This window comes from Pseudomonas sp. GL_117 (genome assembly GCF_057835125.1).
In genome coordinates, this window is sequence record NZ_CM174418.1 from 408,001 (window position 1) to 421,723 (window position 13,723).

Consider the following 13,723-nt stretch of genomic DNA (forward strand, 5'->3'; position numbering starts at 1 on the left):
CTCAACAGCTCCCTCAGCAAGTTGGCCGCTCGATTGCATATGCTTGTATGTACAAGTAAAGATGTGTGCGTAAGAGTCCGCTTCGCACCAATCAGGTATGCGCATCGATCGCTGAGGAGTTCTTGTTGTGACCAAGCCTACTAAATACCGTGACGTAGAAATCCGCGCCGCCCACGGTAACAAGCTCACCGCCAAAAGCTGGCTGACTGAAGCGCCGCTGCGCATGCTGATGAACAACCTCGACCCGCAAGTGGCCGAGAACCCGAAAGAACTGGTGGTGTACGGTGGCATCGGCCGTGCGGCGCGCAACTGGGAGTGCTACGACCAGATCGTCGAAAGCCTCACCAACCTGAACGACGACGAAACCCTGCTGGTGCAATCCGGCAAGCCGGTCGGCGTGTTCAAGACCCACAGCAACGCCCCGCGCGTACTGATCGCCAACTCCAACCTGGTGCCGCACTGGGCCAGCTGGGAACACTTCAACGAACTGGATGCCAAGGGCCTGGCCATGTACGGCCAGATGACCGCCGGCAGCTGGATCTACATCGGCAGCCAGGGCATCGTCCAGGGCACCTACGAAACCTTCGTCGAGGCCGGGCGCCAGCATTACAACAGCGACCTGACCGGCCGCTGGGTGCTCACCGCCGGCCTCGGTGGCATGGGCGGTGCACAACCGCTGGCGGCTACCCTGGCCGGCGCGTGCTCGCTGAACATCGAGTGCCAGCAGGTCAGCATCGATTTCCGCCTGGCCAGCCGCTACGTCGACGAGCAAGCCACCGACCTCGATGACGCCCTGGCGCGCATTGCCAAATACACCAAGGAAGGCAAGGCGATCTCCATCGCGCTGCTGGGCAATGCCGCCGAAATCCTGCCGGAACTGGTCAAGCGCGGCGTACGCCCGGACATGGTCACCGACCAGACCAGCGCCCACGACCCACTCAACGGCTACCTGCCCGCCGGCTGGACCTGGGACGAATACCGCGCCCGCGCCAAGACCGAACCGGCCGCCGTGATCAAGGCCGCCAAACAGTCGATGGCCGTGCACGTCAAAGCCATGCTGGACTTCCAGAAACAAGGGATCCCGACCTTCGACTACGGCAACAACATCCGTCAGATGGCCCAGGAAGAAGGCGTGGAAAATGCCTTCGACTTCCCTGGCTTCGTCCCGGCCTACATCCGCCCACTGTTCTGCCGTGGCATCGGCCCGTTCCGCTGGGCGGCCCTGTCCGGCGACCCGCAGGACATCTACAAGACCGACGCCAAAGTCAAAGAGCTGATCCCCGACGACGCCCACCTGCACAACTGGCTGGACATGGCCCGCGAGCGCATCAGCTTCCAGGGTCTGCCGGCGCGCATCTGCTGGGTTGGCCTGGGCCAGCGCGCCAAGCTCGGCCTGGCGTTCAACGAAATGGTACGCAGCGGCGAGCTGTCGGCGCCGGTGGTGATCGGCCGTGACCACCTCGACTCCGGCTCGGTGTCCAGCCCGAACCGTGAAACCGAAGCCATGCAGGACGGTTCCGACGCTGTGTCCGACTGGCCACTGCTCAACGCCTTGCTCAATACCGCCAGCGGCGCGACCTGGGTTTCGCTGCACCACGGCGGCGGTGTGGGCATGGGCTTCTCCCAGCACTCCGGCATGGTGATCGTCTGCGACGGCACCGACGAAGCGGCCGAGCGGATTGCCCGCGTGCTGCACAACGACCCGGCGACCGGAGTGATGCGTCACGCCGATGCGGGTTACCAGATCGCGATCGACTGCGCCAAAGAGCAGGGCCTCAATCTCCCGATGATCAAGTAACCCAATGTGGGAGCTGTGCTTTTGTGTGGGAGCTGGCTTGCCTGCGATGGCATCACCTCGGTTTGACCGACAGACCGAGTCGCCTGTATCGCAGGCAAGCCAGCTCCCACAGAAGAGCAATCGAGACACTGAACAATCCACCAGAGGTTGAACCGACATGGCTGCAAATGACACCACCCCGTTGATCGAGAAACGTTCGATCGACTACATCCCGGAAGCGGAAAGACACGGTCGTCTGTTCAGCCAATTCACCCTGTGGATGGGGGCCAACCTGCAGATCACCGCGATTGTCACCGGGGCCCTGGCCGTGGTGCTGGGCGGTGATGTGTTCTGGTCGTTGATCGGTCTGTTGATCGGCCAACTGATCGGCGGTGGCGTGATGGCGTTGCATGCGGCGCAAGGGCCCAAGTTGGGCCTGCCGCAGATGATCTCCAGCCGGGTGCAGTTCGGGGTGTACGGCGCGGCGATTCCGATTGTGCTGGTGTGCCTGATGTACCTCGGGTTCACCGCCACCGGCACCGTGCTGTCCGGCCAGGCGCTGGGCCAGTTGTTTGGCGTCAGCGACAGCGTCGGCATCCTGATCTTCGCCAGTGTCATCGTGCTGGTCACGGTGCTCGGTTACCGGGTGATTCACTTCATCGGCCGCGTCGCCAGCGTCATTGGGGTGATCGCCTTTGTTTATCTGTTCAGCCGCCTGATGGGCCAGACGGACGTGGGTGCACTCCTGCAAATCCGTCACTTCAGCTGGAGCAGCTTTTTGCTCGCGGTGTCGCTCGCGGCGTCCTGGCAAATCGCCTTCGGCCCTTACGTGGCGGACTACTCGCGTTACCTGCCAAGCCGCACGTCGTCGGTGAAAACCTTCCTCGCCGCTGGCGCCGGTTCGGTGATCGGCGCCCAGGTGGCGATGATCCTCGGCGTGTTTGCCGCCGCCATGTCCAACGGCCAGTTTGCCGGGCATGAAGTGGCCTACATCGTCGGCTTGAGCGGCACGGGTGCCACGGCTGCGCTGCTGTACTTCAGCATCGCGTTCGGCAAGGTGACCATCTCCACGCTGAACTCCTACGGCAGCTTCATGTGCATCGCGACCATCATCAGCGGCTTTCGTGGTCGCCTGGAGGTCACGCGTTTGCAGCGCCTGGTGTTTGTGCTGGCCATCGTGGGTACGGCGACCCTGATCGCACTGCTCGGCCAGCACTCGTTCCTCGGCGCGTTCAAGTCGTTCATCTTGTTCCTGCTGGCGTTCTTCACGCCCTGGAGCGCGATCAACCTGGTGGACTACTACTGCATCACCCGCGAGCGCTATGACGTGCCGGCGCTGGCCGATCCCAATGGCCGCTACGGTCGCTGGAACCTGCTGGGTATCAGCGTCTATGTGTTCGGTGTGCTGGTGCAGTTGCCGTTCATCTCTACCAAGTTCTACACCGGCCCCCTGGTGGCCGCCCTGGGCGACGTGGATATTTCCTGGATCATCGGCCTGGTACTGCCCGCCGCCCTGTATTACGTGTGTGCGAAAAAATGGCACGGCAGCGTGCCCGATCAATTGATCCTGCCGGTAGAGCAGGGCGCTGCACCAACGACGACAAACGGGCTGGTTGCACAAGCCTGATGGGACGTGGACATGGCTGGATGCCTACTGACTGCCGTAATCCATTTCAAGATTGGGAGCGTCACAACAATGAAAATGCATAAGACCCTGTTGGCCACCTTGTTCTCTGCTGGCGTGCTGGCATCAGCCGGTGCCCAGGCAGCCGGCTGGTGCGAGTCTGGCAAGCCGGTGAAGTTCGCCGGGCTGAACTGGGAAAGCGGCATGTTGCTAACCGACATCCTGCAAACCGTGCTGGAAAAAGGCTACGACTGCAAAACCGACAGCCTGCCAGGCAACTCCATCACCATGGAAAACGCCCTGAGCAGCAACGACATCCAAGTGTTTGCCGAAGAATGGGTGGGCCGCAGCGAAGTCTGGAACAAGGCCGAGAAGGCCGGCAAAGTCGTCGGCGTCGGCGCCCCGGTGGTGGGGGCTATCGAAGGCTGGTACGTGCCGCGCTACGTGATTGAAGGCGACGCCAAGCGCAAGCTGGAAGCCAAGGCCCCGGGCCTGAAAAACATCGCCGACCTGGCCAAGTACGCCGCCGTGTTCAAGGACCAGGAAGAACCGTCCAAAGGCCGTTTCTACAACTGCCCGGCCGGTTGGACCTGTGAGCTGGACAACAGCGAAATGCTCAAGAGCTACGGCCTGGAAAGCACCTACACCAACTTCCGCCCAGGTACCGGCCCGGCGCTGGATGCGGCGGTGTTGTCGAGCTACAAGCGTGGCGAGCCGATCCTGTTCTACTACTGGTCGCCAACGCCGCTGATGGGCCAGGTCGATCTGGTCAAGCTGGAAGAAAAACCCGGCGTGGATAAAAGCGTGAGCATCAAGGTCGGCCTGTCCAAGACTTTCCACGAGCAGGCCCCGGAACTGGTGGCCGTGCTGGAAAAGGTCAACCTGCCAATCGACCTGCTGAACCAGAACCTGGGGCGCATGGCCAAGGAGCGAATTGAGTCGCCGAAACTGGCGAAGATCTTCCTCAAGGAACATCCTGAAGTCTGGCACGCCTGGGTGAGTGAAGACGCAGCCAAGAAAATCGACGCGGCCTTGTAGGTCAAGCGTGCCCGGCTACCCTCAGAGGTCAGCCGGGTGCCTGGCTACAACCCATTGGATCGAGAGCACGCTATGTTTCCTGAGAGTTTTACGTTTTCCATCGCCGACTGGGTCAACGGTTGGGTGGACTCACTGGTCACCAACTACGGCGATGTGTTCCGGCACATCTCCGACACCCTGTTGTGGGCCATCGTCAACCTGGAAGGGCTGCTGCGCGCAGCGCCCTGGTGGCTGATGCTGGCCATCGTCGGCGCTGTCGCCTGGCATGCCACGCGCAAGGTCGTGACCACGGCGGTGATCGTCGGTTTGCTGTTTCTGGTGGGGGCGGTCGGCCTGTGGGACAAGCTGATGCAGACCCTCGCGCTGATGATGGTCGCCACGGTGATCTCGGTGCTGATCGGCATTCCGCTGGGCATCCTCTCGGCACGCAGCAATCGCCTGCGTTCGGTGCTGATGCCACTGCTGGACATCATGCAGACCATGCCCAGCTTCGTGTACTTGATCCCGGTTCTGATGCTGTTCGGCCTGGGCAAGGTCCCGGCGATTTTCGCCACGGTGATCTACGCCGCGCCACCGCTGATCCGCCTGACCGATCTGGGCATCCGCCAGGTCGACGGCGAAGTCATGGAAGCCATCAACGCTTTTGGTGCCAACCGCTGGCAGCAACTGTTCGGCGTGCAACTGCCGCTGGCGCTGCCAAGCATCATGGCCGGGATCAACCAGACCACCATGATGGCCCTGTCGATGGTGGTGATCGCCTCGATGATCGGTGCCCGTGGCTTGGGTGAAGACGTACTCGTCGGCATCCAGACCCTCAACGTCGGTCGTGGCCTTGAAGCCGGCCTGGCGATCGTGATTCTCGCAGTGGTCATCGACCGCATTACCCAGGCCTATGGTCGTCCACGGCATGAGGCGAGCAAATGACTACTGTCAGCAAAATCGAAGTTAAAAACGTCTTCAAGATCTTCGGCGCCCGTGACAAGGAAGCGCTGTCGTTGATCAGCCAGGGCAAGACCAAGGATCAGGTGCTGGCCGAAACCGGCTGCGTGGTCGGCGTGAACGACTTGTCCCTGAGCATCGGCACCGGCGAGATCTTCGTGATCATGGGCCTGTCGGGCTCCGGCAAATCCACCCTGGTGCGCCACTTCAACCGCCTGATCGACCCCACCAGCGGCGCGATCCTGGTGGACGGCGAAGACATCCTGCAACTGGACATGGACGCCCTGCGTCAATTCCGTCGCCACAAGATCAGCATGGTGTTCCAGAGCTTCGGCCTGCTGCCCCACAAGAGCGTGCTCGACAACGTTGCCTACGGCCTGAAAGTGCGTGGCGAAAGCAAGCAGGTCTGCGTTGATCGTGCCCTGCACTGGATCGAGACCGTGGGCCTGAAGGGCTACGAAAACAAATACCCGCACCAGCTCTCCGGCGGCATGCGCCAGCGCGTCGGCCTGGCCCGCGCGTTGGCGGCCGACACCGACATCATCCTGATGGACGAAGCGTTCAGCGCACTCGACCCGCTGATCCGCGCCGAGATGCAGGATCAGTTGCTGGAGCTGCAAAAGACCCTGCACAAAACCATCGTGTTTATCACCCACGACCTCGACGAAGCTGTGCGCATCGGCAACCGCATTGCGATCCTCAAGGACGGCAGGCTGATCCAGGTCGGCACGCCGCGGGAGATCCTGCATTCGCCGGCGGATGAGTATGTGGACCGGTTTGTTCAGCGGCGGGCGGCGGTGGTCTGAGCCAAAAGGTGTGGTGCGCCTGCTGGCCCTTTCGCGAGCAAGCCCGCTCCCACATTTGGAATGCATTCCCCCTGTGGGAGCGGGCTTGCCCGCGAAGAGGCCGGTAAAGCTGCACAAGAATTGAAGAAGGTATGAAGATGTCCCAGCCAACAAAAATCATCATCGCCAACACCCCATTACGCTGGCAGGACGTGGTCGCCGTCGCCCGCCACGGCGCCGTCCTCGAACTCTCCGGCCAGGCCTGGGCACGCATCGACAACGCCCAAGCCATCGTGCAGCGCATCGTCACCAGCGGCGAGCGTGCCTACGGGGTCAACACCGGCCTGGGCGCGTTGTGCAATGTCTCGCTCGCCGGCGAGCAACTCAGCCAGCTGTCGCGCAACACCCTGCTCAGCCATGCCTGCGGCGTCGGCCCGGTGCTCAGCGACGAGCAGACCCGCGCGATCATCTGCGCCGCCATCATCAATTACAGCCAGGGCAAATCCGGCCTGCACCCGCAGGTGGTGCACGCGTTGCTGGCACTGCTCAACCACGGCATCACGCCGCAAGTGCCGTCCCAGGGTTCGGTGGGTTACCTGACCCACATGGCCCATGTCGGCGTGGCGCTGCTGGGTGTCGGCACGGTGAGCTATCGCGGGCAGATCGTTCCGGCGCAACAGGCCCTGAGCGCCGAAGGCTTGCAGCCGGTGGTGCTGGGCGCCAAGGACGGCCTGTGCCTGGTCAACGGCACGCCGTGCATGACCGGCCTGAGCTGCCTGGCCCTGGCTGATGCGCACCATTTGCTGCAATGGGCCGACGTCATCGGCGCCATGAGTTTCGAGGCTCTGCGCGGCCAGATCGACGCGTTCGATGAGCACATCATCGCCCTCAAGCCGCACCCCGGCATGCAGCACGTCGGCAGCAATTTGCGTGCGTTGCTCGACGGCAGTGAAGTGATCGCCAGCAGCAAAGGCCTGCGCACCCAGGACGCGTTGAGCCTGCGCTCGATCCCGCAGATCCACGGCGCCGCCCGCGATCAAGTCGAGCACGCCACGCGCCAGATCGAAACCGAACTCAACAGTGCCACCGACAACCCGCTGCTGCTCGGCACGCCGGAGAATTACCGCGTCGTATCCCAGGCCAACCCCCACGGTCAGTCGGTCGCGCTGGCGGCGGATATGCTCGCCATCGCCATGGCCGAGATCGGCTCGGTGGCCGAGCGTCGCCTGGACCGGCTGATCAACCCCCATGTCAGCGGCTTGCCGGCGTTCCTCGTCAGCAACCCCGGGGTCAATTCCGGGATGATGATCGTGCAGTACGTCGCCGCGTCCCTGTGCGGGCAGAACCGCCAGCTGGCGCAACCGGCGGTGCTCGACAATTTCGTCACCTCGGGCCTGCAGGAAGACCACTTGAGCATGGGCACCAACGCCGCACTCAAGCTGCACCAGGTGCTGGCCAACGTCACCCAGATCCTCGCCATCGAGTACCTGCTGGCGGCCCAGGCGTTTGAATTCCTCAAGGACCGGCGCTTCGGCGCCGGCACCGACCGCGCCTGGCGCTTGCTGCGTGAAGTCGTCCCGGCCTATGAGCAGGATCGCTGGCTGGCGCCGGATATTGCCGCTGCCGCCCAGTTGCTCAAAGACACCGCATTACCCGATTTGCACTAAAAACAATTCAAAGGAGTAGGAATGTGACTGCGCTAAACCTGATCCCCGGCCAACTGAGCCTTGCCCAACTGCGGGCCATCTACCAGCAGCCGGTGACCCTCAGCCTGGATAACAGCGCCTCGGCGCAGATCGAAGCCAGCGTGGCGTGTGTCGAGCAGATCCTCGCCGAGAACCGCACCGCCTACGGTATCAACACCGGTTTCGGCCTGCTGGCCTCGACCCGTATCGCCAGTGAAGACCTGGAAAACCTCCAGCGGTCCCTGGTGCTGTCCCATGCCGCCGGTGTGGGCGAGCCGATCAGCGATGCGCTGGTGCGGCTGGTCATGGTGCTCAAGGTCAACAGCCTCAGCCGGGGCTTCTCCGGGATTCGTCGCCAGGTGATCGACGCGTTGATCGCGCTGATCAACGCCGAGGTGTATCCGCACATTCCGTTGAAAGGCTCGGTGGGGGCTTCCGGCGACCTGGCGCCGTTGGCGCACATGTCCCTGGTGCTGCTGGGCGAAGGCAAGGCGCGCTACAAGGGCGAATGGCTGCAAGCCAGCGACGCGCTCAAAGTCGCCGGCCTGACCCCGTTGACCCTCGCCGCCAAGGAAGGCCTGGCGCTGCTCAACGGCACCCAGGTGTCTACCGCGTATGCCCTGCGCGGCCTGTTCGAAGGCGAAGACCTGTTTGCCGGCGCACTCGCCTGCGGCGGCCTTACCGTGGAAGCGGTGCTGGGTTCGCGCTCGCCGTTCGACCCACGTATCCACGCGGCGCGTGGTCAGCGGGGGCAGATCGATGCGGCCGCGGCCTATCGCGACCTGCTGGGCGAAAGCAGCCAGGTGTCGCAGTCGCACCAGAACTGCGACAAGGTCCAGGACCCGTACTCCCTGCGCTGCCAGCCGCAAGTCATGGGCGCCTGCCTGACCCAGTTGCGCCAGGCAGCCGAAGTGCTCGTGGTGGAAGCCAATGCCGTGTCGGATAACCCGCTGGTGTTCGCCGCCGAAGGCGACGTGATTTCCGGCGGTAACTTCCACGCCGAGCCGGTGGCCATGGCCGCCGATAACATGGCGCTGGCCATCGCTGAAATCGGCTCCCTCAGTGAGCGCCGCATCTCGTTGATGATGGACAAGCACATGTCCCAGCTGCCGCCGTTCCTGGTCGGCAATGGCGGGGTCAACTCCGGTTTCATGATCGCCCAGGTGACTGCCGCCGCACTCGCCAGCGAGAACAAGGCACTGGCCCATCCCCACAGCGTCGACAGCCTGCCGACCTCCGCCAACCAGGAAGACCACGTATCCATGGCCCCGGCTGCCGGCAAGCGTCTGTGGGAAATGGCCGAGAACACCCGGGGCATCCTGGCCGTGGAGTGGTTGGCCGCATGCCAGGGCCTGGACCTGCGCGAAGGCCTGAAAACCTCGCCGAAGCTGGAACAGGCGCGTGGCATCCTGCGCAGCAAAGTGGCGTTCTACGATAAGGACCGCTTTTTCGCGCCGGACATCATCGCCGCCAGCGAACTGCTCGCCAGCCGCTGCCTCAACGAGCTGCTGCCGGCCCAGTTGCTGCCGAGCCTGTAATGTGTGGGAGCTGTCGAGCCCCAGCGAGGCTGCGAACACGGCAGCACTGGCGATGGCAAGGTTGAGCCTGAACCACCGCTGTCGCAGGCAAGCCAGCTCCCACAGGGATGAGTTTCACCGACCACTGACGGAGGCGTTGATGAAAACGCTATGGCAACACTGCCACATTGCGACCCTGGCCCACGGCAAATACTCGATCATCGAGGATGGGGCTCTGGTTACGGCAGGATCGCTGATTGAATGGATCGGCCCACGCAGCGACGTACCCGCAGCGGACTACAGCGCTATCCATGACCTGCAAGGCGCCTGGGTGACCCCCGGGTTGATCGACTGCCACACCCACACGGTGTTCGGCGGCAATCGCAGCGGCGAATTCGAGCAGCGCCTTGAAGGCGTGAGTTACGCCGAGATCGCTGCCAAGGGTGGCGGTATTGCCAGCACCGTGCGCGCCACCCGTGCCGCCAGCGAAGATGAGCTGTTCGACAGCAGCCACAAACGCCTGCGCAGTTTGTTGCGCGACGGAGTGACCACGGTGGAGATCAAGTCCGGCTACGGCCTGGACCTGGCCAATGAACGCAAGATGCTGCGGGTAGCCCGTCGCCTCGGCGAGGCACTGCCGGTCAGCGTGCGTGCCACCTGCCTGGCGGCCCATGCGTTACCGCCGGAGTACAAGGACCGCGCCGACGACTACATCGAGCACATCTGCAGCGAAATGCTGCCGACCCTGGCGGCGGAAGGGCTGGTGGATGCGGTGGATGCGTTCTGCGAATACCTGGCGTTTTCCACCGAGCAGGTGGAGCGCGTGTTCAAGGTCGCGCAACAACTGGGCCTGCCGGTCAAGCTGCATGCCGAGCAGCTCTCGTCACTGCACGGTTCCAGCCTGGCGGCGCGTTACCAGGCGTTGTCTGCGGATCACCTGGAATTCATGACCGAAGCAGACGCCATCGCCATGGCCGCCGCCGGCACCGTCGCCGTGTTGCTGCCGGGCGCGTTCTACTTCCTGCGGGAGACCCAATTGCCGCCGATGGATGCCCTGCGCAAACACGGTGTGAAGATCGCCATCGCCAGCGACCTCAACCCCGGCACCTCGCCAGCGTTGTCGGTGCGCCTGATGCTGAACATGGCCTGCACCCTGTTCCGCATGACCCCCGAAGAAGCCCTGGCCGGCGTCACCCAGCACGCGGCCACCGCCCTGGGCATGGGCGATACCCACGGTTCGTTGGAAGTAGGCAAGGTCGCCGACTTTGTCGCCTGGCAGATTGATCGCCCGGCCGACCTGGCTTACTGGCTGGGCGGCGAGCTGGATAAACGCGTCGTGCGCCATGGCGTCGACGTCACCGTCTAAGGAGCAATGCTGTGGATAAGGTTCTGAACTTCAAACGAGGCCGCGTACCGCTGCTGATCAGCATGCCCCACGCCGGCCTGCGCCTCACGCCTGCGGTGGCGGCCGGGCTGATCCCCGAGGCGCAAAGCCTGCCGGACACTGACTGGCATATCCCGACGCTGTATGACTTTGCCGAGGACCTCGGCGCCAGCACCCTGGCTGCCGAATATTCGCGCTTTGTGATCGACCTGAACCGCCCGTCCGACGACAAGCCGCTGTACGTCGGTGCCACCACCGGGCTGTACCCAGCGACGCTGTTCGACGGCGTGCCGCTGTTCCGTGAAGGCCTGGAACCGAGCAAGGCCGAGCGCGCCACCTATCTCGAGCAGATCTGGGGCCCGTACCACCAGACCCTGCAAGACGAACTGGCGCGGCTCAAGGCCGAGTTCGGCTACGCCTTGCTCTTCGATGCCCACTCGATCCGCTCGGTGATCCCGCACCTGTTCGATGGCAAGTTGCCGGACTTCAACCTCGGCACCTTCAACGGCGCCGCTTGCGACCCCGCGCTGGCCAGCCAGCTGAAAGCCATCTGCGCCGAGCATCCGCAATACACCCACGTGCTGAACGGGCGCTTCAAGGGCGGGTATATCACCCGTCACTACGGCAACCCGGCGCAGGACATTCATGCGGTGCAGCTGGAGTTGGGGCAGTGCACGTACATGGAAGAGGTCGAGCCGTTTCGGTATCGGGCGGATCTGGCTGAGCCGACGCGGGTGGTGCTCAAGCAGTTGCTGGAAGGGTTGTTGGCCTGGGGGCAACAGCGTTACGGCTGAAATCGCTATCGCAGGCAAGCCAGCTCCCACAGTTGACCGAGTTCCACCTTTGGAATGCAGTCAAAGGTGGGCGCTGGCTTGCCTGTTCCCACATTTGCTCTCAAGTGTCGGGGAGACTGATGCATGGTCGAATACCCGATTTCTTCGCAAATGCTCGCCTTTGTGGATAAGACCGAATCTTTCACCAGCACCGACACCTCCCTGGCCGTGCCTACTTTATATGCACGGCGGCGGCGTACGACGATTGCCGCAGCGTGTGGCAGGCGCTCCAGGCGGGGCAGGGGCCGTATGCCATCAACCGTCAGCGTCTGGTGGTGGCGGGGGACAGTACCGGTGGCAATCTGGCGGCGGCGTTATGCCTGGGGTTGCGCGACGACGGCAGGCTGTACGCCGAACGCTTGCAGGCCGCAGGCGTCAACACGCTCCTGTATCCCGGCAAAGGCCTGGTGCACGGTTGCCTGCGGGCGCGTGGGCAGGTAGCGGAGGTGGATCAACTCTACACTCACCTGCTGCATTACCTCAGGAGCGAAGGGCTGACACAGGTCTAAGCGCGCAAGGACATGCTCATTGCACAATTCGGGTTTATAGTGCCAGACGGCAAAATAATAGACGTCCCCCCAGGGATGAACTCGACCCCTTACGGAGCGCGCAATGCAGACTTGGTTTCCGCAGATCAAACCCTACGCCCGGCACGATCTGGCCGTCGATGACACGCATACTCTGTACGTCGATGAAAGTGGCTCCCCCGAAGGTTTGCCCGTCGTCTTCATCCACGGCGGTCCCGGCGCGGGTTGCGATGCCAACAGCCGCTGCTATTTCGACCCGAACCTCTATCACATCGTCACCTTCGACCAGCGCGGCTGCGGGCGTTCCACGCCGCGCGCGAGCCTGGAAAACAACACCACCTGGGACCTGGTCGCCGACCTTGAGCGCATCCGCGAACACCTGGGCATCGACAAGTGGGTGCTGTTCGGCGGCTCCTGGGGGTCGACCCTGGCCCTGGCCTATGCGCAAACCCACCCCGAGCGCGTGCTTGGCCTGATCGTGCGCGGGATTTTCCTTGCCCGCCCGCAAGACATCCATTGGTTCTACCAGGAAGGCGCGAGCCGCTTGTTCCCGGATTACTGGCAGGACTACATCGCGCCGATCCCGGCCGATGAGCGCCACGACATGATCGCGGCCTACCACAAGCGCCTCACCGGCAACGACCAGATCGCCCAGATGCATGCAGCCAAGGCCTGGTCCGGTTGGGAAGGGCGCATGCTTGGCCTGTGCCCGAGCCCACAGCATGTGGAGCGGTTTTCCGAGCCGCAGCGTGCGCTGTCCATTGCGCGGATCGAGTGCCACTACTTCACCAACAACTCCTTCCTGGAGCCCAACCAACTGATCCGCGACATGCACAAGATCGCGCACCTGCCTGGCGTAATCATCCACGGCCGCTACGATATGATCTGCCCGCTGGATAACGCCTGGGAGCTGCATCAGGCCTGGCCCAACAGCGAGCTGCAGGTGATTCGCGAGGCGGGCCATGCGGCCTCCGAGCCTGGAATCACCGATGCGCTGGTGCGGGCGACTGGCGAGATGGCGCGCCGTTTGCTCGACTTGCCGCCTGAAGAAGCATGAAGGGCCTGTTGCAACGGGTGCGTGGCGCCCGGGTCGAGGTCGCAGGCGAGGTTGTCGGGGCCATCGACCAGGGGTTGCTGGTGCTGGTGGCCGTCGAGCCGGGCGATACGCCCGAGAGCGCCGACAAACTCCTGCACAAGCTGCTTAACTATCGGGTGTTCAGCGACGACGAGGGCAAGATGAACTTGTCCTTGAAGGACATCGACGGCGGTTTGCTGCTGGTGTCGCAGTTCACTCTCGCGGCGGATACCAAGAGCGGGCTGCGGCCGAGCTTCTCCACGGCGGCCCCTCCGGCGCTGGGAGCGGCGCTTTTCGAACATTTGCTGTTACAAGCGCAACAATTGCATGGCAAGGTGGGGTCCGGGCGTTTTGGCGCCGATATGCAGGTGCATTTGGTCAATGATGGCCCTGTGACCTTCCTGCTTCAGACATGAATGTATTAAAAACGACTTTTAATGCCTAAAAACGCAGGATTTCACTACAAATACTTGGTCGCCCCTGATGCGTTGTCTCGCAGGCTACTAGATAATCGCGCGCTACGGGGATCAGCGTTGTTT

General features: G+C 63.1%; 11 protein-coding genes and 1 pseudogene. All 12 read left to right on the top strand.

What is annotated here, in order from left to right; translation table 11 throughout:
* Positions 1 to 127: 127 nt before the first annotated feature.
* The 12 genes and pseudogenes from hutU to dtd all read left to right on the top strand — a co-directional run bounded on the left by hutU (position 128) and on the right by dtd (position 13,600).
* Positions 128 to 1,798, top strand: a complete 1,671-nt coding sequence (gene hutU / locus AC3ISR_RS01750) for a urocanate hydratase (protein ID WP_124525413.1) — start codon at positions 128 to 130, stop codon at positions 1,796 to 1,798.
* Positions 1,799 to 1,955: 157 nt separating this feature from the next.
* Positions 1,956 to 3,404 (top strand): purine-cytosine permease family protein, encoded by a 1,449-nt coding sequence (locus AC3ISR_RS01755; protein WP_192298385.1) that lies wholly within the window; start codon positions 1,956 to 1,958, stop codon positions 3,402 to 3,404.
* 69 nt (positions 3,405 to 3,473) lie between these two features.
* Positions 3,474 to 4,439: an ABC transporter substrate-binding protein gene (locus AC3ISR_RS01760; protein ID WP_192298384.1), complete on the top strand. Its 966-nt coding sequence runs from the start codon at positions 3,474 to 3,476 to the stop codon at positions 4,437 to 4,439.
* Positions 4,440 to 4,511: 72 nt separating this feature from the next.
* On the top strand, positions 4,512 to 5,363 hold the full coding sequence (locus AC3ISR_RS01765; RefSeq protein WP_012721776.1) for an ABC transporter permease: 852 nt from the start codon (positions 4,512 to 4,514) through the stop codon (positions 5,361 to 5,363).
* A complete protein-coding gene (locus AC3ISR_RS01770) occupies positions 5,360 to 6,184 on the top strand; it encodes a quaternary amine ABC transporter ATP-binding protein (protein WP_192298383.1) in 825 nt (274 codons plus the stop codon). The genes AC3ISR_RS01765 and AC3ISR_RS01770 overlap by 4 nt, the downstream gene beginning before the upstream one ends.
* A gap of 137 nt (positions 6,185 to 6,321) precedes the next feature.
* A complete protein-coding gene (gene hutH / locus AC3ISR_RS01775) occupies positions 6,322 to 7,830 on the top strand; it encodes a histidine ammonia-lyase (protein ID WP_489324560.1) in 1,509 nt (502 codons plus the stop codon).
* 23 nt (positions 7,831 to 7,853) lie between these two features.
* A complete protein-coding gene (gene hutH, locus AC3ISR_RS01780) occupies positions 7,854 to 9,386 on the top strand; it encodes a histidine ammonia-lyase (protein ID WP_192298381.1) in 1,533 nt (510 codons plus the stop codon).
* 139 nt (positions 9,387 to 9,525) lie between these two features.
* Positions 9,526 to 10,731: an imidazolonepropionase gene (hutI, locus tag AC3ISR_RS01785; RefSeq protein WP_192298380.1), complete on the top strand. Its 1,206-nt coding sequence runs from the start codon at positions 9,526 to 9,528 to the stop codon at positions 10,729 to 10,731.
* Positions 10,732 to 10,742: 11 nt separating this feature from the next.
* Entirely contained in the window at positions 10,743 to 11,543 is an 801-nt protein-coding gene (gene hutG, locus AC3ISR_RS01790; protein WP_489324561.1) for an N-formylglutamate deformylase, read from the top strand.
* A gap of 230 nt (positions 11,544 to 11,773) precedes the next feature.
* A pseudogene (locus AC3ISR_RS01795) lies at positions 11,774 to 12,091 on the top strand (alpha/beta hydrolase); the annotation flags it as partial.
* A 103-nt stretch (positions 12,092 to 12,194) separates the two neighbouring features.
* Complete coding sequence (gene pip / locus AC3ISR_RS01800; protein WP_192298376.1) at positions 12,195 to 13,166, top strand: prolyl aminopeptidase; 972 nt, start codon at positions 12,195 to 12,197, stop codon at positions 13,164 to 13,166.
* The gene (gene dtd / locus AC3ISR_RS01805; RefSeq protein WP_305391908.1) at positions 13,163 to 13,600 is read left to right on the top strand and encodes a D-aminoacyl-tRNA deacylase; all 438 of its coding nucleotides are present in this window, start codon (positions 13,163 to 13,165) and stop codon (positions 13,598 to 13,600) included. Before pip ends, dtd begins: the two co-directional genes overlap by 4 nt.
* The last annotated feature ends 123 nt before the right edge of the window (positions 13,601 to 13,723 follow it).